16 protein-coding genes, 1 tRNA gene and 1 riboswitch are annotated in these 19393 nt (G+C 64.2%); of the genes, 6 read left to right on the plus strand and 11 right to left on the minus strand.

Annotated features, from left to right (window positions below; translation table 11 throughout):
- The first annotated feature begins 403 nt into the window (after positions 1-403).
- Entirely contained in the window at positions 404-1654 is a 1251-nt protein-coding gene (locus tag CK215_RS00295) for an SRPBCC family protein (protein ID WP_095829783.1), read from the plus strand.
- A 10-nt stretch (positions 1655-1664) separates the two neighbouring features.
- Here the strand turns inward: CK215_RS00295 and lipB are convergent, their stop codons facing one another.
- Positions 1665-2408 carry a lipoyl(octanoyl) transferase LipB gene (gene lipB, locus CK215_RS00300; RefSeq protein ID WP_095780840.1) on the minus strand — a complete coding sequence of 248 codons (744 nt, stop codon included), beginning with the start codon at positions 2406-2408 and terminating at the stop codon, positions 1665-1667.
- 240 nt (positions 2409-2648) lie between these two features.
- On the opposite strand from lipB, the gene CK215_RS00305 reads away from it, so the two are divergent.
- A tRNA-Leu gene (locus tag CK215_RS00305) sits at positions 2649-2733 on the plus strand.
- A 145-nt stretch (positions 2734-2878) separates the two neighbouring features.
- On the opposite strand, the gene CK215_RS00310 is transcribed toward CK215_RS00305, so the two are convergent.
- The 7 genes from CK215_RS00310 to CK215_RS00340 all read right to left on the minus strand — a co-directional run bounded on the left by CK215_RS00310 (position 2879) and on the right by CK215_RS00340 (position 11711).
- Positions 2879-5563, minus strand: coding sequence for a phosphoenolpyruvate carboxylase (locus tag CK215_RS00310; RefSeq protein ID WP_095829784.1), 2685 nt, complete (start codon positions 5561-5563; stop codon positions 2879-2881).
- Positions 5564-5629: 66 nt separating this feature from the next.
- Positions 5630-6598 (minus strand): D-glycerate dehydrogenase, encoded by a 969-nt coding sequence (locus CK215_RS00315; RefSeq protein WP_095829785.1) that lies wholly within the window; start codon positions 6596-6598, stop codon positions 5630-5632.
- Between the two features lie 86 nt (positions 6599-6684).
- The gene (gene sucD, locus CK215_RS00320; RefSeq protein ID WP_067001220.1) at positions 6685-7584 is read right to left on the minus strand and encodes a succinate--CoA ligase subunit alpha; all 900 of its coding nucleotides are present in this window, start codon (positions 7582-7584) and stop codon (positions 6685-6687) included.
- A 13-nt stretch (positions 7585-7597) separates the two neighbouring features.
- Positions 7598-8785 carry a malate--CoA ligase subunit beta gene (locus CK215_RS00325; RefSeq protein ID WP_067001218.1) on the minus strand — a complete coding sequence of 396 codons (1188 nt, stop codon included), beginning with the start codon at positions 8783-8785 and terminating at the stop codon, positions 7598-7600.
- A gap of 17 nt (positions 8786-8802) precedes the next feature.
- Entirely contained in the window at positions 8803-9765 is a 963-nt protein-coding gene (locus CK215_RS00330) for a CoA ester lyase (protein WP_067001213.1), read from the minus strand.
- Between the two features lie 10 nt (positions 9766-9775).
- A complete protein-coding gene (locus CK215_RS00335; RefSeq protein WP_095829786.1) occupies positions 9776-10966 on the minus strand; it encodes an aminotransferase class V-fold PLP-dependent enzyme in 1191 nt (396 codons plus the stop codon).
- A 121-nt stretch (positions 10967-11087) separates the two neighbouring features.
- The gene (locus CK215_RS00340; protein ID WP_095830138.1) at positions 11088-11711 is read right to left on the minus strand and encodes a response regulator transcription factor; all 624 of its coding nucleotides are present in this window, start codon (positions 11709-11711) and stop codon (positions 11088-11090) included.
- Positions 11712-12102: 391 nt separating this feature from the next.
- Here CK215_RS00340 and mgtE point away from each other — a divergent pair, with 391 nt between their 5' ends.
- The gene (mgtE, locus tag CK215_RS00345; protein WP_095829787.1) at positions 12103-13521 is read left to right on the plus strand and encodes a magnesium transporter; all 1419 of its coding nucleotides are present in this window, start codon (positions 12103-12105) and stop codon (positions 13519-13521) included.
- Positions 13522-13665: 144 nt separating this feature from the next.
- Positions 13666-14052 carry a MerR family DNA-binding transcriptional regulator gene (locus CK215_RS00350; RefSeq protein ID WP_040969921.1) on the plus strand — a complete coding sequence of 129 codons (387 nt, stop codon included), beginning with the start codon at positions 13666-13668 and terminating at the stop codon, positions 14050-14052.
- A gap of 143 nt (positions 14053-14195) precedes the next feature.
- Here the strand turns inward: CK215_RS00350 and CK215_RS00355 are convergent, their stop codons facing one another.
- Positions 14196-14675 (minus strand): isoprenylcysteine carboxylmethyltransferase family protein, encoded by a 480-nt coding sequence (locus CK215_RS00355; RefSeq protein ID WP_067329213.1) that lies wholly within the window; start codon positions 14673-14675, stop codon positions 14196-14198.
- Positions 14672-15673, minus strand: a complete 1002-nt coding sequence (locus CK215_RS00360) for a DUF1624 domain-containing protein (protein ID WP_095778522.1) — start codon at positions 15671-15673, stop codon at positions 14672-14674. Before CK215_RS00360 ends, CK215_RS00355 begins: the two co-directional genes overlap by 4 nt.
- Before the next feature lie 226 nt (positions 15674-15899).
- Between CK215_RS00360 and CK215_RS00365 the strand changes: the two genes are divergently transcribed.
- A complete protein-coding gene (locus CK215_RS00365; RefSeq protein WP_095778521.1) occupies positions 15900-17099 on the plus strand; it encodes an MFS transporter in 1200 nt (399 codons plus the stop codon).
- Here CK215_RS00365 and CK215_RS00370 read toward each other — a convergent pair.
- Positions 17068-18132 carry an aromatic ring-hydroxylating dioxygenase subunit alpha gene (locus CK215_RS00370; RefSeq protein WP_245418574.1) on the minus strand — a complete coding sequence of 355 codons (1065 nt, stop codon included), beginning with the start codon at positions 18130-18132 and terminating at the stop codon, positions 17068-17070. The two genes, CK215_RS00365 and CK215_RS00370, sit on opposite strands and share 32 nt — an antisense overlap.
- A 276-nt stretch (positions 18133-18408) precedes the next feature.
- On the opposite strand from CK215_RS00370, the gene CK215_RS00375 reads away from it, so the two are divergent.
- A complete protein-coding gene (locus tag CK215_RS00375) occupies positions 18409-19095 on the plus strand; it encodes a gamma-glutamylcyclotransferase (RefSeq protein ID WP_095829788.1) in 687 nt (228 codons plus the stop codon).
- Between the two features lie 70 nt (positions 19096-19165).
- A riboswitch (cobalamin riboswitch) is annotated at positions 19166-19365 on the plus strand.
- Positions 19366-19393: the final 28 nt, after the last annotated feature.

The following is a 19393-nucleotide window of genomic DNA, read 5'->3' on the forward strand; positions in this document are numbered from 1 at the left end:
GCTCGGCCTGATCTCGACTTGCCCTCCGCGCGCTCAAAAAGAGCCTATCGTCTCGTCAACCTTTCCTTAACCGTGCGCAAACGGATCGCCTGAATTCGCCAGCATGCCTCTCGGCTGATCGTTGACATTCGAACAAAATTAGAACAAATTGCGAACATATTAACAACAGGAGAGAGTTATGGCCGATCTGGTTCAGGATGTCGTCTCGCTGGTCTGCATGAGCACCTTTCTCATTTCCATGGCGATCTGGATTGGCGCCATGTGAGCAGGCGGCTGGCGGCCGCCTCCCTGGGCGAACGAAGGGTCCGCTCTCTGTTTGGGACGGGCAGGAGCCCGCCCGTTGTTAAGCTTTTCTTGGCCGCACCCCCGCTAGCTTGGCTCGCAAAGACAGGGAGCAAGGGCAGTGTCGGTCATCGCCACGGTCACACTCGTGGCCGGAAATCTCGGACTGATCTTTCTCTTGATGACGGTGCCGCTCGGGCTGCGCACGGTTACGGTCAGCCGCGTGATCGAGGCTGACCGGAATCGCCTCTGGCAGGCGCTGTGGCCGTTCGGCAGCGACGCCGGCTGGTCCGGTGAAATCCTCTCTGCCGAACCCATGGACGGCGAGGGGACGACGTCGATCAAGCTGTCATGGGAAGGGCGCGACGGGCGGCCGATCGAACGCAAGGCGCGGTTCGACGATGTGGTGGAAGGCAGCCGTTTCTCGATGCGCGTCGTTGAGGACACGGCTCTCGATCCCTCGTTCTGGGCCGACTATCGCGAAACCACCGCGCTCGCGCCCGAAGGCGATGCGACGCGCGTTACGCTCACGCAAACCGACCGCTATCGCGGCGTCGCCTTCCTGATCTTCCGCTACTTCGCCATGCGCCGCGAGCTCGCCAAGTTGCAGGTCTGGGCGAGAACCGGAACGTATCGCAGGGGCGGCTGGTTCGAGCATCCGGTGAGCCAGATAGGCTTTGCCGTGCTTTCGGCCTTCATCCTGTGGCCGTTCTTCGGCCTCAACCTCGGGGGACTGGCGCTGGCTGTCATCCTAACTTCGGTGGTGGCGCTGCACGAGCTTGGCCACATGGCGGCATTCCGCCTGACGGGGCATCGCCGGGTGCGCATGATCTTCATTCCGTTGCTCGGCGGTATCGCCATGGGCGGCAGGCCCTATGACAGCCGCTTCGAGGTCGCCTTCGTGGCGCTGATGGGTGCGGGCTTCTCCGCTTTCCTTGTGCCTCTGCTGATCGCCGCCAGCGGCCTTGCCGGCAGCGAAGGACACCACCCGGCGGCAGTGCTGCTGGCGACGCTTGCCGGCTGCACGTCGCTGTTCAACATCGCCAATCTGGTGCCGGTGTGGAAGTTCGACGGCGGCCAGGTGCTGCGCCAAATCTGCCCGGGCCCGATCGCGCTGGCGCTTGCCTCCTTCCTGCTGCTGTTCGCCTTGCTGGCGCTCGGCTGGCGCGCCGGCTTCTCGCCCAGCTTCCTGCTCGTCGCCGGCGCGGTGTTCTCGGTCCTCAGCCTGCTCACGGTCGGCAGCGGCGTGAAACCGCGTCACGAGCTGAAGCCGATCCACGCCTTCGATCGCCTGGCCATGGCCGGCGCGCTGCTGGCGGTCTTTTCCATTCACGGCTATGGCGTGCTCTGGGCCTCCGCGCAACTGATGTAGCCGCGCCGGATTACCCTGCCTTTCGGGCCGGCTCGGCGACCGGGGCCGCGGCAGGCCCGAACACGTCCTCGAAGGCGGATTTCAGCGCGAGATCGAGATCGGCCATGGTGACCGGAAGGCCGAGATCGACGAGGCTGGTCACGCCATGGTCCGAAACGCCGCAGGGCACGATGCCGCCGAAGTGGGAAAGCTCCGGCTCGACATTGATGGCAATGCCGTGAAAGCTCACCCAGCGCCTGAGCCTGATGCCGATTGCGGCGATCTTGTCCTCGGCGGGCGTGCCGTCAGGCAGGGCAGGCCGATCCGGCCGCACCACCCAGACGCCGACGCGATCCTCGCGGCGCTCGCCACGCACGTTGAAGGCGGCAAGCGTGCCGATGATCCACTCTTCGAGCGCGGCAACGAAGGCGCGAACATCCTCGCGCCGGCGCTTCAAGTCGAGCATGACATAGGCGACGCGCTGGCCGGGGCCGTGATAGGTGTATTCGCCGCCGCGTCCCGCGGCAAAGACCGGAAAGCGGTCAGGGTCGATGAGGTCCTCGATACGGGCGCTGGTGCCGGCGGTGTAGAGCGGCGGATGCTCGACCAGCCAGACCATCTCGCCGGCAGCGCCATTGCGGATGGCCTCGGCGCGCGATTCCATGAAGGCGAGCGCGTCGGGATAAGACGTCAGGCCGGGCTCGATGACCCACTCGACCGGCGCCGAACCGGGAAGGGGCAGGAACGACGTGGCGATCTGGCTGCGTTCTGTCATGGAACTTTCTCGATGCTCCCCTCATATGGCGGCAATTGGCTGAAACGTCCAGTTTCGCCCGGCCCGTGTCGAGGCTGTGGAGCATTGCGCCAGGAGCTTTGTCTGAGCATGTCGTTCTCCCAAAAACCGCCACGCACTTTTGGGCGACATGCATTAGCGAATATTCCGCACGGCACCCTTGTTTCGCCGGAAACGATTTGCTACAGGCCCCGGGCCGGACGGTTCCGGCTCCTACCACGTGCGGTCGTGGCGGAATTGGTAGACGCGCAGCGTTGAGGTCGCTGTGGGGCAACCCGTGGAAGTTCGAGTCTTCTCGACCGCACCATTCTCCCCCAAAAAGGCACTGCTTGGATGAGCCCGTGAGGCGGCGCGTCCGACGTTCTGCGGGCCAAAACAAAAGCGGCGCCAGATCCTGCGGACCGCGCCGCCGCTTTGGGTTTCAAGCCCTTCCGTTCTGAAAAAAACCGGGCCTATCCCGTCCAGCCAAGGCCGGCCGAGATGCAATTGATCGAGACGAGCAGGGCGTCGGTCGTCCGCCTTCGATCCGCCGTGCCGGGACTGGTCCGAACCTCGCGCAGCAGATCGACCTGCAGGCGGTGGATGTCGTCCATCTGTCGCCGCAGATTGTCGAAACGCCGCTTGAACATCGGAAAGCGCGCGGAAAGATCGCCGCCGGTGAGGTCACCGATCAGGCGTCGCGTCAGCTCGTATTCGGCTCCGATGCGGCCGTAGATTCGCCAAGCTGCATCGGCGTCGGCTACCAGGCCGGCGTAGAGCTGCGCGATCTCCATGTCGGACTGGTAGAGCGTCTTCTCGGCCTCGTCGACGATCAGACGGAAGAAGCGCGAGCGCTCGAACATGCGGGCCAGAAGCTCGCGCCCGGCCTCGCCGCGCACCGTGACAAAGGCGTTCAGCGCGCTGCCGATGCCATACCAGCCGGTCAACAGATGACGGTTCTGGCTCCAGGCGAACACCCATGGAATGGCGCGCAGGTCGGCAATGCCGCTGGCGCCGAAACGGCGATCCGGCCGTGAGCCCATCTTCAGCAGCGCCAGTTCCGCAACGGGGCTCGCCTGGTTGAAATAATCGAGGAAGCCGGGCTCGGCCATCAACCGGGCATAGGATGCCTGCGACATGCCCGCCAGAGCCTCGAGCGCTTCGTCGAACTCCGGCGTTTCCTTCGGCCCGACATCAGCGGGCGATCCGACACTGTGGGCCAGAACGCCGGCGGCGAGAACCTCGAGCTGGTTGAGGCCGGTGCCGCGATTGGCGAATTTCGAAGAAACGACCTCGCCCTGCTCGGTTACCCGCATCCTGCCGGCGACAGTGCCCGCCGGCTGCGCCGCGATCGCCCGGCCGGTCGGCGCGCCGCCACGGCTGACGGAGCCGCCGCGACCGTGAAAGAAACTGATCCTGACCTTGTGCTTGCGCCCGATTGCGGCAAGGCGCTTTTGTGCTTTCGCCAGTTCCCAATTGGAGGCGAGGAAGCCGCCGTCCTTGTTGGAATCCGAATAGCCAAGCATGATTTCCTGGCGCGCGCCAAAATCGCGCACAGTCCGCCGCACCAGCGAAACACCGAGCAAATCATTCAGGACGGCAGGAGCGGCCTGCAGATCGGCGATGGTCTCGAACAATGGCACGATGCGCAGCCTGATCGTGCCGCTACTACCAGGGGCGGTCGAAAGTCCGCAATATTGCGCCAGCAGATAGACCGCGAGCAGGTCGTCGGCCGAGCGGGTCATGCTGAGCACGAACGAGCCAACGGCGTCGGCATCCGCGCCCGAATTGTGCCTGGCGATGACAGAGAATGTCGAAAGCAGTTCGGCCGCCTCAGGCGAGAGCCGGCCTGCGTCGATCTCCGGTTGCTCGCCCTGGCTGAGGCTTGAGCGGAGGTGCGCCGACCATCGCGGCGTGCCGGGTGAGACCGGGTCGGCCGGATCTGTCAGCGCAAACAGCTCGGCCAGCACCCGGTTGACGACCGCGGAGTTCTGCCGGATGTCGAGCGAGACCGTACGGAAGCCGAAGCTTCCGGCTTGCCAGATGAGAGGCTGGACGAAGCGCCTGGCGACCGCGCGCCCACCGATCGATTCGAGAACGGAAGACAGTGCGTTGAGATCGGCACGAAACGCTTCCGCCGAGAGATATGCCGCCGTGCCGCCGTCGCGCGTCGCCGCCAGCCGGGCAAGCATGGCCGAAGCGAATTGGCGAAGCGGTTCATCGGGGTTGCGGGCGGCAATCGCTTGCGCCTGCCCGCTTTTGTCAAGCGCGGCTTGCAGCACCGGCTTGAAGCTCGGCGGCAGGTCGATGACGTTGGAGCTGGCGCTGAGCACCGTCACCAGCCGCTGCACCTGCGTCAGATACCAGCTTATGGCGGTATTGCGGTATTCGGCCAGGGCATGAGCGGTGACTGCGGCCGTCACATTTGGATTGCCGTCGCGGTCGCCGCCGATCCACGAGGCATAGCGCATGAAGGAGGGGATTCTGATCGGCTCTCCCGGATAGTGACGCTCGAACGCGCCTTGAAGCTTGCCGTAGAGCTGCGGCGTTGCCTCGAAGATGACTTCGCGAAAGAAGTGCAGGCCCCAGGCGATTTCGCCCTCGACCGTCGGGCGCTCAAGTCGCAGCTCGCCCGTCATCCACAGAAGCTCGATCTCGCTTTCCAGATCGGCGACCAACAGGTCGCGTTCGCGCGGCGCCCAGCGCGGCTGGTCGAGCTCGGTCAACTTGCGATAGATGCGGCGATGGATCTCCAGCACCGTGACGCGCTTGGCCTCCGTGGGGTGCGCGGTCATGGTCGGCCCGACACATAGCTCATCGAGCGTGGCCTGGACTTCCCCCGCCGAGCGGCCGTTCGCCGCCATCTGCGCGACCACGCTGGCGAAGGACCCGGTCACCTCGTCGGCGCCCGCGCCTTGTTCGAGTTCGCGCCGCGCCCGCATGGCAAGCAACTCGTCGGCAATCGTCAACAACTGGAACCACACGCCGCTCGCCTGAAGCGCCGGGATGCGTTGTTCCGCGGCAAGCGAGACAAGCGACCGACGCCCGCTCAGTACGGCGGCGACCTCGGGCTCACGAGCGCTTGCGACCTGAAGCAGCAGGCGCAACAGGAGGCTGCGCTCGTCCTCGCGAAATTTGATGCGTCTGCTCTGTTCCAAACCGCTTTCCTCGGCTGCACCGATTGCAACTGCAGCAGCGCCTTGAATGGAGGGCGGCGCCGGCTGTCAGGCGACCCGATCGGGGACGGGGCGGCCTTCGAAGAAGGCGGTCAGGTTCTCCACCACCTTCATGCCCATCGCCACCCGCGTTTCCTCGGTCGCGCTGCCGAGATGCGGCAACAGCACGACGTTCTCCAACTGCTTCAGCGCTTCCGGAACGGCGGGCTCGTCGGCAAAGACGTCGAGACCTGCACCTGCGATCTCGCGCCGTTGCAGTGCACCGATCAGGGCATCCTGGTCGACGACGTCGCCGCGCGCGGTGTTGATCAGGAAGGCGCCGCGTTTCATCAACCCCAGGCTTCGAGCATCGATGAGATGGCGGTTTTCCGCGCCGCCCGGACAGTGCAGCGAGACGAAATCGGATGCCGTAAGCACATCGTCCAAAGTCGGCAACTGCTCCGCGCCCATAGTGCGCGTCTCGTCATCATCGACCGGTGACCGGTTGAAGAATACGATCTTCATGCCGAAGCCGAAATGCGCGCGCCTGGCCGTCGCTTTGCCGATGCGCCCCATGCCGACAATACCCAAGGTCTTGCCCGACACTTTTGCCCCGGCCATGTGGGTCGGCGACCAGCCTCGCCACTCGCCGGCGCGCAACTGCCGCTCGCCCTCGCCGGTCCGGCGCGCGACGGCCAGCATCAGGCTAAGCGCAAGGTCGGCGGTGCAATCGGTCAGCACGCCAGGCGTGTTGGTCACCACGATGTCGCGGTCGCGGGCCGCCGCGACATCGATATGGCTGAAGCCGACGCCGAAATTGGCGATGATGCGGGTGCGGGCGGCGGTCTCGGGGAACACCGCAACCGGCAAGCGGTCGCTGACCGTCGCCAGGATCGCGTCGAAATGCGCGAAGGCGGACGTCATCGCGGCAGGGCTCAGCGGCTCGTCGCTGTCGTTGAACGTCGTGTCGAAGCGTTCGGCGAGGATCGCTTCGACGGCGGCCGGCCATCTGCGGGTGACAATCAAACGCGGTTTCATCGAGTTTCCTGCTGGTCGATGGCCGCCGCGACGTTTGCGCCGGCCCAGACTTCACCTTTTTGTGGAATGTGCGGCCGTGGGGGCCGTCACGCCGCCTTCTTGGTCCGCGCCAGCGTATCGGCCACGACCTCGCCGAAGGAGGCAGGCGTCGGCACGATGACGACGCCGGCGTCTTTCAGGATCTCGACCTTTTCCTGCGCCGACTCGCCGAAGGCGGAGATGATGGCGCCGGCATGGCCCATGCGGCGGCCCTTCGGCGCCGAGAGCCCGGCGATGTAGGCGATCAGCGGCTTTCGCATGTTGTCGCGCGCCCAGATCGCGGCTTCGGCTTCCTGTGGTCCGCCGATCTCGCCGATCATCACCACGGCGTCAGTGTCCTCGTCGCGCTCGAAGAGCTGAAGGATATCCTTGAAGGACGAACCATTGATCGGATCGCCGCCGATACCGACGCTGGTCGAGACACCGATCCCCAACGCCTTCATCTGCGAGGCGGCCTCGTAGCCCAGCGTGCCCGAGCGCCCGACGATGCCGACGCGTCCGGGGAGATAGATGCTGCCGGGCATGATGCCCATCAGCGCCTGTCCGGGCGTGATGACGCCGGCGCAGTTCGGGCCGACGAGCCGCATGCGGTCTTCGAAGCGGTATCGGCGCATGTAGCGCTTCACCTGCATCATGTCCTGGGAGGGGATGCCGTCGGTGATGCAGACGCAAAGCTTAATGCCGGCGTCCGCCGCCTCCATGATCGAATCGGCGGCGAAGGGCGGCGGCACGAAGACGATGCTCGCCTCGGCGCGGGTCTCGCGCACGGCACCCTTGACGGTGTTGAAGACGGGCAGGCCGAGATGCGTCTGGCCGCCTTTGCCAGGGGTGACGCCGCCGACCAGCTTTGTGCCGTAGCGCTTCATGTCGTCGGCGTGGAAGCTGCCGATCTTGCCGGTGAAACCCTGGACGATGACGCGCGTGCTGCGGTTGAGCAGGATTGCCATTTCTCGACCTCCCTCAGGCTGCTTTCTTGTTCTTGGTGGCTTCGCGCCAGGCGGCGACGGCCTTTTCGGCGGCTTCGGCCAGCGTATCGGCGACGATCACCGCCTCGCCGGAGTCGGCCAGGATCTTGCGTCCTTCCTCGACCTTGGTGCCGGAGAGGCGCACCACCAGCGGCACGTCGACGCCGACCTCGCGGATCGCCTTGATGACGCCCTCGGCGACCCAGTCGCAGCGGTTGATGCCGGCAAAGATGTTGACCAGGATGGTCTCGACATTCTTGTCGCCGAGCACGGCGCGGAAGGATTTCGCCACCCGCTCGGGCGAGGCGCCGCCGCCGATGTCGAGGAAATTGGCGGGCTCGCCGCCGGCGATCTTGATCATGTCCATCGTCGCCATGGCGAGGCCTGCGCCGTTGATGATGCAGCCGATATTGCCGTCCAGCCCGACATAGGAGAGACCGCGATCGCTCGCAAAAGTCTCGCGCGGGTCTTCCTGGCTCTTGTCGCGCAGTTCCGAGATTTCCGGGCGGCGGAACAGCGCGTTCTCGTCGAACGACATCTTGGCGTCGAGCGCGACGAGACTGCCGTCGCGGGTCACCACCAGCGGATTGATCTCCAGCATCGAAGCGTCGTAGTCGCGGAACACCTGGTAGCAGCCGAGGATGGTCTCGGTCGCCTTGCCGATCAGGTTGCTTTCTAGTCCGAGGCCGAAGGCGATCTCGCGCGCCTGGAAGCCCTGCATGCCGACGCCCGGATCGACGGTGGCGCGGATGATGGAATCGGGCTTCTTTTCGGAGATGTCCTCGATCTCCATGCCGCCGGCGGCCGATGCCACGATCATGACGCGCTCTTCCTTGCGGTCGAGCACGAAGCCGAGATAGAGCTCCTGCGCGATGTCGACGGCTTCCTCGAGATAGAGGCGCGAGATCAGCTTGCCGCGCGGGCCGGTCTGCTGGGTGACCAGCTTGCGGCCGAGCATGCCCTCAGCGGCGTTGGAGATCTCCTCGTCGTTGGAGCAGAGCTTGATGCCGCCGGCTTTGCCGCGTGCGCCGGAATGGACCTGCGCCTTCAGCACCCATTTCGAGCCGCCGATCTCGCGCGCCCGGTAGGTCGCCTGCTCGGGGCTGTAGGCAAGGCCGCCGCGCGGGACATGCACGCCGTGGCGGGCGAGCAGTTCCTTGGCCTGGTATTCGTGAATGTCCATCTTGTCCTCCCGGTAATCTAATGCGCTGCGCTATGCGTCTGGCTGGCGCGCTCGATCGCCTCGCTCACCACCAGAACATTGCGTGCCATGCGTTCCGAGGCAGCGTCGATCATCTTGCCGTCGAGCGCCGCCGCGCCCTTGCCGAGCGCCTCCGCTTCCTTGAGCACCTCAAGGATGCGGCGGGCGCGCGTGACCTCCTTTTCCGGCGGCGAGAAGACGTCGTTGGCCAGAGCGATCTGCGAGGGATGGATCGCCCATTTGCCTTCGATGCCGAGTGCGGCGGCGCGCCTGGCGGCTGCTGTGTAACCTTCGGGGTCGGAGAAATCGCCGAACGGTCCGTCGACGGCGCGCAAGCCATAGGCGCGGCAGGCGACAGTCATGCGCGACAGGGCGAAATGCCACTGATCGCCGGGATAGTCAGGGTTGAGGCCGCCGATGTTGACGGTGCGCGCCTTGTTGCTGGCGGCGTAATCGGCGACACCGAAATGCATCGCTTCGAGCCGGCCGGGCGTGGCGGCGATCGCCTCGACATTGGCCATGCCGAGCGCGGTTTCGATCAGCGCTTCGAGGCCGACCCGGGTCTTGAAACCCTTGGCCATCTCGATCTGGTTGACCATGGCCTCGACCATATAGAGGTCCGCCGGCACGCCGACCTTCGGCACCAGGATCGTGTCCAGCCGGTCGCCGGCCTGTTCCATGACGTCGACCACGTCGCGGTACATGTAGTGGGTGTCGAGGCCGTTGATGCGCACCGATACGGTCTTGCCCTTGGCGCGCCAATCGATGTCGTTCAGCGCCTGGATGATGTTCTTGCGCGCGCGCTCCTTGTCGGGCGGCGCCACCGCGTCCTCGATATCGAGGAAGACGAAGTCGGCGGCGCTGTTCGCCGCCTTGTCGATCATTTCCGGGCTGGAGCCGGGAACCGCCAGCTCGCTGCGCTGGAGCCTGAGCTTCTTGAGGTGGTTGATGGTGTGGCTCATCGTCCGTTCCTCACGCCGCCTCGGCGACCGGCATTGCGGCCGTGCGCCGGAAATGCTCGATCGCAGCCGCCACGCCCGAGCCCGGCGCTAGGCGCACGCCGCAATCAAGCAGCGCCATTTCGGCCGCCGACAGCGAAGCGCAGATCATCACCTCGTTCAGCCAGCCGAGATGGCCGATTCGGAAGACCTTGCCGAAGACCTTGTTGAGGCCGCCACCAAGCGATGTCTGATAGGTGCGGTAGGCGCGCTTGACCACGTCGCCACTATCGATGCCTTCCGGCACCAGGATCGCGCTCACCGTATCGGAGTGCCATTGCGGCGCCTTGGAGCACAGCTTCAACCCCCAAGCGTCGACCGCCTTGCGCACGCCTTCGGCGAGGCGATGGTGGCGGGCGAAGATGTTGTCCAGCCCTTCCTCGGCGATCAGGTCGAGCGAGGCGCGCAGGCCGCGCAGCAGCTGCGTGGCGGGCGTGTAGGGGAAATAGCCGGCGTCGTTGGCGCGGATCATGTCATCGAAGGAGAAGTAGCAGCGCCGGTGGGTCGCGACTCGCGACGCCGCCAGCGCCTTCTTGCTGACCGACAGGAAGCCGAGGCCGGCGGGCAGCATGAAACCTTTCTGTGAGCCGCTTACCGCGCAGTCGACGCGCCATTCCTCCTGACGGAAGTCGATCGAGCCGATCGAGGAGACCCCGTCGACGAAGAGGAGCGCTGGGTGGTTCACCGCATCGAGCACCGCTCGGCAGCCAGCGACGTCGCTGGTAACGCCGGTCGCGGTCTCGTTTTGCGTGCAGAAGACCGCCTTGACCTGGTGCGCCTTGTCGGCCCGCAGCCTTTCGGCATAGAGGTCGAGCGGGACGCCGGTTCCCCATTCGCAATCGATGACGTCGACGTCGAAGCCGAGGCGCTCGGCCATGTCGACCCACAGATGCGAGAACTGGCCGAAGCGCGACATCAGCACCCGGTCGCCCGGGTTGAGCACGTTGGTCATCGCCGCTTCCCAGGCGCCGGTGCCGGACGACGGATAGATGAAGACGCGGCCGGTCTCGTTCTTGAAAACCTTCTTGATGTCCTCGAACAGCGGCAGCGTCAGATTGGGGAAGGAGGCGGCGCGCATGTCTTCCATCGGCAGGTTCATCGCCTGCCGGACCTCTTCAGGAATGTTGGTGGGTCCAGGGATGAAAAGATGGGTAAACCCGGCCATGCGCAAACTCCTCCTGCGTTTTGGGATGCTGGAGGAAGTTTCGTGTCGATGGCGCCGAGCAACAACACCTTGCCGGGTAAGTTGTCGCCACGCGCGGGTAGGTCGAGCCTACCCGATCCGCCTACCCGAATGGCGATTTGGAGCCGCGTCGCTTCTCGTTGGCATAGAGCGCGACAGCCATGGCGCGGTTGCGCACGTCAAGCTTGTCGTAAAGATTTTTGAGATGGTACTTCACCGTGTTCTCGGAGATCCCGGTGCGGGTCGCGATCTGGAGATTGGTCCAGCCGTCGGAAAGCACCGCAAGCAATTCGCGCTCACGCACGGTGAGTTGCGACAGCGGCGTATCGTTGACCTTGTTGATGTCGATGTAAGGGATGCAGATGCGCCCATGCGCGACCGCCAGGATCGTCTCGAATATGATCGAGGGATCGTCGAACTGAAAGCAATAGCCCTGGGCGCCGAGCCGCACGCACTGCTTCAGGATGCCGATGTCATGATCATTGGAAAAGACCGTGATGCGCAGGTCGAGCTTGCGGTTCTGGACTTCCGCCAGGACATCGGCGCCATCCATGTCGGCGAGCTTCCAGCCGATGACGGCGACGTCGAACCTGGTGTTCGCCGCCAATTCCAGGAATTGCTTGCCGCTCGGCACGGAGCTCAACAGCTCGAAACGCCCGTCGCATTCCAGCATCTCGCGAAGCGCAGACACGACAAGCGGATTGCGCTCGGCGACGATAACACGCACGCGCTGCTCGCCAACTGCTTCGTTCGTTTTCCGGGACTTGAGGTTCAAGGCCTGCCGATTGTCCTGTCGATCTCGCGCTTGCCGGTCCACCTGGACCTGCATCATGGCAATTCTGCCCCAACAGCAAAAGGGCGCTCTTTCCGCAGCGACATGCGCTGTCGCGGCGGCTGAACCCGCAAATGCGGCGCGACCCGCCTTTACCGGGAGGCGTCGCGGGGACATTTCTCTGAATATTCCGCGCGCTACGGCTATATTTTCTCAAGACGAATCGTGTCTTGACCCTATCTGCCGCATAAGCATCGGATTTCCCGAAATGCGGTTTCCACTTTTCGGGCTCATGCTCTAGACCTGATTCACACCCTTTCCGGATTGCTGTTGGCGGGAGGCGCTGGTGGAAGGCCAGGACAGAGAGACGACCGGCGCCAGGACCGTCGAGGAAGGCGGCGCCGACATCTATGGCGAGGACGGCGCCGTCCGTTCTGCCTTCCTAACGCAGATCGGCGCGGCCATCGCCGATCGCGACACGCTCACCTTAAAACGCGAAGTCGACGACTTGCATCAGTCGGAACTCGGCGATCTGCTGGAAGCACTCCATCCCGAGCAGCGCCGCGCGCTGGTCGAATTGCTTGGCTCGGATTTCGACTTTTCGGCGCTGACCGAGGTCGACGAGGCGATCCGGCTCGACATCGTCGACAATTTGCCCAACGAACAGATCGCGCAGGCGGTGCAGGAACTCGATTCCGACGACGCCGTCTACATCCTGGAAGACCTCGACCAGGAGGACCAGGACGAGATCCTGTCGCAATTGCCGTTCACCGAGCGCATCCGGCTGCGGCGCGCGCTCGACTATCCGGAAGAGACGGCCGGCCGGCGCATGCAGACCGAGTTCGTCGCCGTGCCGCCGTTCTGGACCATCGGCCAGACGATCGACTACATGCGCGAGGACAAGAACCTTCCCGATCGCTTCAGCCAGATCTTCGTCATCGATCCGAGCTTCAAACTGCTCGGTGCCATCGATCTCGACCAGATCCTGCGCACCAAGCGCGCGGTGAAGGTCGAGGAGGTGATGCATGAGACGCGCCATGCAATCCCCGCCACCATGGACCAGGAAGAGGCGGCGCGGGAATTCGAGCAGTACGACCTGCTCTCGGCCGCCGTGGTCGACGAGAACGAGCGTCTGGTCGGCGTGCTCACCATCGACGACGTGGTCGACGTCATCCAGCAGGAGGCAGAGGAGGACCTTCTGCGCATGGGCGGCGTCGGCGACGAAGAGCTATCCGACACCGTGCTTGCGACCTCGCGATCGCGTGTGCCGTGGCTGCTCGTCAATCTGGTCACGGCGTTTCTCGCGGCCTCGGTGATTGGCCTGTTCGACCAGACCATCGAGCATATCGTGGCGCTCGCTGTGCTGATGCCGATCGTTGCCGGCATGGGCGGCAATGCCGGCTCGCAGACAATGACCGTCACGGTGCGGGCGCTGGCGACCAGGGATCTGGACATCTACAACGCCGCCCGGATCATCCGCCGTGAGGTGGGAGTGGGCTTCATCAACGGCATCGTCTTTGCGGTGCTGATCGGCATGGTTGCTGGACTGTGGTTCCACGACCCCAACCTGGGCGGCATTATCGCGGCGGCGATGATCATCAACATGTTCGCGGCGGCCCTGGCAGGCATTCTCATCCCGCTGCTGCTCGACCGCTTCAAGATCGACCCGGCGGTAGCCTCCGCCGTCTTCGTCACGACGGTCACCGACTGCGTCGGCTTCTTTGCCTTCCTCGGATTGGCCACTTGGTGGTTTGGCGTTCCTTAAGACAGTGCTATAATTGACTTTTACGTAAATGCCGTGCGACGTTGCCCTAGGGTCAGATGCCGATTCCGGCACAGACGGGGTTGATTGGAGAAAGGGCGACGCTTCTGCGTGGCGACGCTTGGACGTTTGGGCGTGGGAGCGAGAATGCGGGAATATTACACGATCACCGAGCTGACGCGCGAATTCGACGTGTCGACCCGGACGTTGCGGTTCTATGAGGACGAGGGGCTGGTGCAGCCGATCCGGCGCGGGCGCACGCGGCTGTTTCGCCCGTCCGACCGGCATCTGATCCGCCAGATCATGCGCGGCAAGCGGCTCGGCTTCTCGATCGCCGAAATCCGCGAAATCATCCAGATGTACAAGGAACCGCCCGGCGAGGTCGGCCAGCTCAAGCTGATGATCAAGCGCATCGAGGAAAAGCGCGAGGACCTGCGCCAGAAACGGCGCGACCTCGAGGAGACGCTTGCCGAGCTCGACCAGGCCGAGGAGTCCTGCGTGGAGCGGTTGGCGGAGCTGGGTGTCAACACGTAGCCCGCGGACAGCCAAAGAATTCAGCTAGGCTAACTGTCGCAGACGTTCGAGGTGGCCGGAGCTTTCGAACTTCGTCGCGGATGCTTCTGCTAAAGAGGTGCGGGGCCTGCTCGCACCCAGCAACCTTCATTGTCGATACAGCCTCAGATCCAGCGCCGGACCCGCTTGGCGTAATCGCGGTATTTCTTGCCGAACTTTGCCGCCAGTATCTTTTCCTCCTTCTCGATCGCCATTTTCTGCGTGGCGAAGGCGGCGAGGAAGGCGAACAGCAGGAACCAGACGATGCCGGTGATGAAGGAGACGCCGATCAACAGCAGCGTGTTGGCGAGATACATTGGGTTGCGGGTGATGCCGAAGGGCCCCGATGTCACCAGATGGTCGGGCTCGGCATTGGGATTGAGCGTTGTCCTGGCGCGCACCATGGCGCGGATCGCGGTAACCCAGAGCGCCGCCACGCCAAAGAGCGCTACCCAGCCGGCGCCGACGAGGATAGCGCCGAATATGTCCCCGATCCAGGGCAGCGGGTAGAGCATGCCGAGCACGACGCTCAGTGCGATCGCGACGACATAGATCACAGGCGGCCAGGGGATGATCCCGTGTCCGGGCTTTGCGATGCCGGTCATTGCTGGCCTCCCTCCATTTCGTCCTCGGTCGCGGCGGTGCAAGTGCTCGCCAGATCGGCCAGATGCGCTTTCCAGGCGCTGGACTGGTCGTTGCTGTAGAGCTTGTCGAGAGACCCTTCGCCCTTCAGCGTGTCCAGCATGCAGCCACAATAGCTGGAACAGAACTTGCTGTCCCGCTGCTGTTCGCACTGCGCCTGGCAAGCCGACAGGAAACCAGCGTCCTTGTCTTGTGGCGCCGCCGGCATGACCTGCGAGAACAGCCACACCGAGCCGAACAGAAGCGGCTGGTGGATGAGATAGAAGGCGAGGCTGTGCCGGCCGATGAAAGTCAGCGGGTTCGACCAGCGGCCGGGCATCCAGGTCGCCAGCCGGGCGAGAAGCCCGGATGCCGAAGCGAGCTTGACGACCGCAATGCCGGCAAGCACTGCGCCGAACCATGGAAACAGCGGCACATAGTCGTTCGAGCGCGGGTTGGTCGGCGACAGCCCGACCCACCACAGCGCCGGATGGTCGAAGACTTCCGACCGCAGATAATAGGGCGCCGCAATCACGGCCACGGCGACGATCGCCGTCAGCAATGTCGGCAGCCTGAGAAAAGCCAGGCCGAGCAGGCTTGCCAGCGCGATCTCGTGCAGGATGCCGAAGAAGATGAAGCCGTCCGGCGTGGCGATATAGGTGACGACCGAGATGGCGATCGCCGCAATCGCAACCATCGCAAAGCGCTTCCAGAAGCCAGGCCAACGGATATGGCGGCCATGTGCGAGGAACAGGCTGACACCGACCAGGAACAGAAAAGTCGAGGCGATGCAGCGGGCGTAGAGCTTCCACCAACCAAAGGCGGTGAGGCCCGGCGAGGTGTAGCCGAAGTTTTCGAGATCCCAGGTGAAATGATAGCTCGCCATCGCGATCAGCGCGATGCCGCGCAGGACGTCGATGGCGACGATGCGGCCGTGTTTCGGCGCATCCTGAACAGCGTCGCCGGTCGTCTGAAGGCTCATTGATCTCGCAATCCGATTCAGTCGTGCCAAACGACTATCACGGTTCGGGCGTACAACAGAGGGTGGATCGGCTGCTGCCATTCCGGCGGCATGGCAAGCCGCTTTAGGCCAGCGGCGGAAAGCCTTTGGCCGGCTTCGCTTTTCGGCCTCTCGGAGTCGGTTTCCTGCTACCGGTCCGCTACTGGTCCGGCCAGATTTGGCGAGCGATTCACTTTTCGGAGGGCCGATGTCCACCCATGTGCGCCATCCGATCTGGCTTCCGGCTCTCAGGCCCGCGGATGCGCGCACCTTCGCTTCGCTCTATGCGGTCGAATCCTTTGCTCGCGCCACCATCTCCAGCGTCATCCCGATCCAAGCCTACGAGATCCTGCACAATGAGCAGATCGTCTCGATCCTCTACACCATCGTGTCGCTGCTCGGGCTGTCGGTGACGCTGTTCATGCCGATGCTGATCCGCCGCTTCGCGCGGCGCTGGATCTACACGGGCGGCTGCCTGATGCTGGCGATCGGCTCGGTGTTCTTCGTTACCCACACGCTGCCGGGACAACTCGCCGGGATGCTGTGCCGTGTCATGGGGGCGAGCGCGCTGTCCATCACACTTAACCTCTACATCATGGACCACATCCGCAAGACCGACTTCATGCAGGCGGAATCGCTGCGCATGGCTTGGTCGATGTTCGCCTGGACCGGCGGGCCGACGCTCGGCATTTTCCTCTATACGCGCTTCGGGATTTATGCCGCGCACGGCGCGGTCGTGGCCTTCGCGCTGGCGCTGCTGGCGTTGTTCTGGACCTATCGGCTGGGCGACAACCCTTCGATCCGTCCCGGCAAGAGCCGTCCGATCAACCCGCTCGCCAATATCGGCCGCTTCGTCGCGCAGCCGCGGTTGCGCCTCGCGTGGCTGATCGCCTTCGGCCGCTCGTGTTTCTGGACGACCTTCTTCGTCTATGGCCCGCTGTTCATGGTGATCACGGGCGAGGGCAAGCTTGCCGGCGGGCTGCTGGTTTCGGCAGGCAATGCGCTTCTGTTCATGGCGATCTTCTGGGGCAGGGCGGGAAAGCGCTTCGGCGGCCGTCGGACCATGGCTTTCGCCTATTTCGCCATGGCGGCGATGCTTTTCGCGGCCGGCGGCGTCGGCGCCGCCGCGCCGCTGCTCACCGCCGCCTTCCTGCTCGGCGGCGCCTTGTTCACCATCGCGCTCGACGCGCTGGGCTCGACCGCCTTCATGCGGTCGGTGCGTTCCTATGAAAGGGCGCAGATGGCAGCTGTCTATCGAACCTATCTCGATTTTTCCGAGCTGACGCCGCCGCTGGTCTATTCGGTGGTGCTGACCTTCTTCGGTCTCGGCTCGGTGTTCGCCACGCTCGGCCTGTTGGCCGCCTTCTGCGGCTTCTTCACTTGGCGCTATCTGCCGAAGTCGTTTTGACCGGCTGCAACGCCGCATGGCGCCCACGCACCCACTCGTGGAAGCGGCGCAAATCGTACTCCTCGGGCATCAGCACGCCGGCCTGGTGGCGGATCGAGTGCAGGCCCTTCTGGTTGACCTCGCAGATCGCGGCGTCCTCCTCCAGCACCTGGGTGCCGAAGGCGACGATGTTGTCGATATCGGTTTGTGCCAGGGCATCGGGCGCGAACAGCCATTCGGCGGTGAGCTCCGTTTGCTCGGGCCCGAGCGGGGTCAACCGCACCGTGCGGACATAGTCGACATGGCCGACGATGAACATCGAGGGCAGCGAGGTTGCGTAGGTCTGGCCGGCGGCTCGCTCGGCCGGCGTCAGGTCGGCAAAGACCGGTCCATGGACGCGTCCGTCGCGCGACCAGGTCTCGGCGCCCGCGCGCAGGCCGCCGGAAAACTCCGGCGCATCATTATCCGCATAGCGCGCCCATTCCGGATCGTCATGCCTCGCGATCAGGCCGCGCCCATAGATCGGCACCAGCCGCGACAGGTCCTTGTGCACGCCAGGGCAATGCAGGCATTCGTTGAAGTTCTCCCAGAAGATTTTCCAGTTGCAGTTCATCACCTTGGTGAGCCGGTGCCCGGGGACGAGCGTCTCCAGCGGCCAGTTCGAAAGATCGCGGGAGGCGGAGTCGAAGGAGGCTTCCGCCGAGCCATCGGGCTCCACTGCGAGATTGATGAAGACGAAGCCGCGCCACACTGACAGCGCCACCCGGTAGAGCGGATAATTGTCCTTGTCGAAGCCTTCGGGCAGCGATTTCGATGGGATACGGACGAGATCGCCGCGCAGCGAATAGGTCCAGGCGTGGTAGGGGCAGGTGAGCAGCCTTGCCTTCAGCCGCCCTTCGCTTTCCTGGCAGAGCTGCGAGCCGCGATGCCGGCAGGTGTTGTGGAAGGCGCGCAAGCTCCCGGTCTCGTCGCGCAGCACGACGACCTCCTGCGAGCCGATACGCGCGGTTCGAAAGGCAAGAGGTCCCGCGAGATCGGCTTCGCGGCAAACCATGAGCCAGCTCCGATACTAGATCGCTTCGAGATCGAGCCGGTAAGCGTCGGCTTCCCGATAGGCGCTTGCAGGCAACGTCGGCTCGAGGCTGGTGAGGCCATTGTAGCGGCTGTGTTCGCTAGGATTTGGCTGCATGAGCGGCTCCCCTTGGCTGATGACAGCCGACACCCGGGCAGGACCGTTGTCAATTGCGCGGCCATTGTCGCTTCCGGGTGCTGCCCTTAAGGTCACTTCGTAATCGCCTGCGGTTTCGCCGGCTGCCCAGGATTGCAAAGTATGCCTGCAAGAACGATGTCGCTGACCGTGGAACTGGTCGCCCGCTGTTTTCGCGCGGTCGATGACCCGGGGCCCGACCCGGATGCCGAGCATCTCGTGGACAGCGACTATGAAGCCATGCTGGATGCATTCGAGGCCGAGCTACCTGCAACCGAGCCTCTCTGGCTGTTCGGCTACGGCTCGCTGATCTGGAAGCCCGAGATTGAGCATGTCGAGGAGCGCGTCGCCGTGGCACGCGGCTGGCATCGCTCCTTCTGCATGAAGATGACGCGCTGGCGCGGCACCAAGCAAAGCCCCGGCCTGATGATGGCGCTGGATCGTGGCGGCCAATGCAAGGGTGTTGCTTTCCGCCTGAACGGTGGTGACCGCCGGCAGGCGTTGGACAGGCTTTTTCGCCGCGAGATGACGCTGAAGCCGACCAGCTACCGACCTCGCCTGCTGCAACTCGCAACCGACAAGGGACCGTTGAGAGCGCTTGCCTTCGTTATCAATCGCAAAGGCACGACCTATGCCGGCCCACTCAACGAAGACGAGGTGGTCGAAAGGCTGGCGACCTCGTGCGGCCACTGGGGTTCAGGCACCGACTATCTCTACAACACCGTGAAGAACCTCGAACAGCGCGGTATTCACGACCGCCATTTGTGGCGATTGCAGCAGCTCGTTGCCGAGCGGATCGCCGGATCTTAGTCCGAAACCGGTGCCGCAATCACGCTGCGGCGTGACGGAATTTGGTTTGCCGGTCGCGACGATTCTGCCTATAGTCGATGGCGTCGTCGGTTCCGTTTTTGGAGCCAAGAGGGAATGCGGTGAGGGTGGAGTCTTTGCCCTAAGCCGTGGCTGCCCCCGCAACTGTGTGCGGTAGTCCTCTCCATAGAACCACTGAGGTTTGTCCTCGGGAAGGTGGGGAAGGGTGCGAATCCGCGAGCCAGGAGACCTGCCGGCGACAGGAAAGTTGACTTCGATGCCCTCGGGTGGAGGGCGAAAG

The sequence above is a fragment of the Mesorhizobium sp. WSM3864 genome, from assembly GCF_002294955.1.
Taxonomy (GTDB): Bacteria; Pseudomonadota; Alphaproteobacteria; order Rhizobiales; family Rhizobiaceae; genus Mesorhizobium.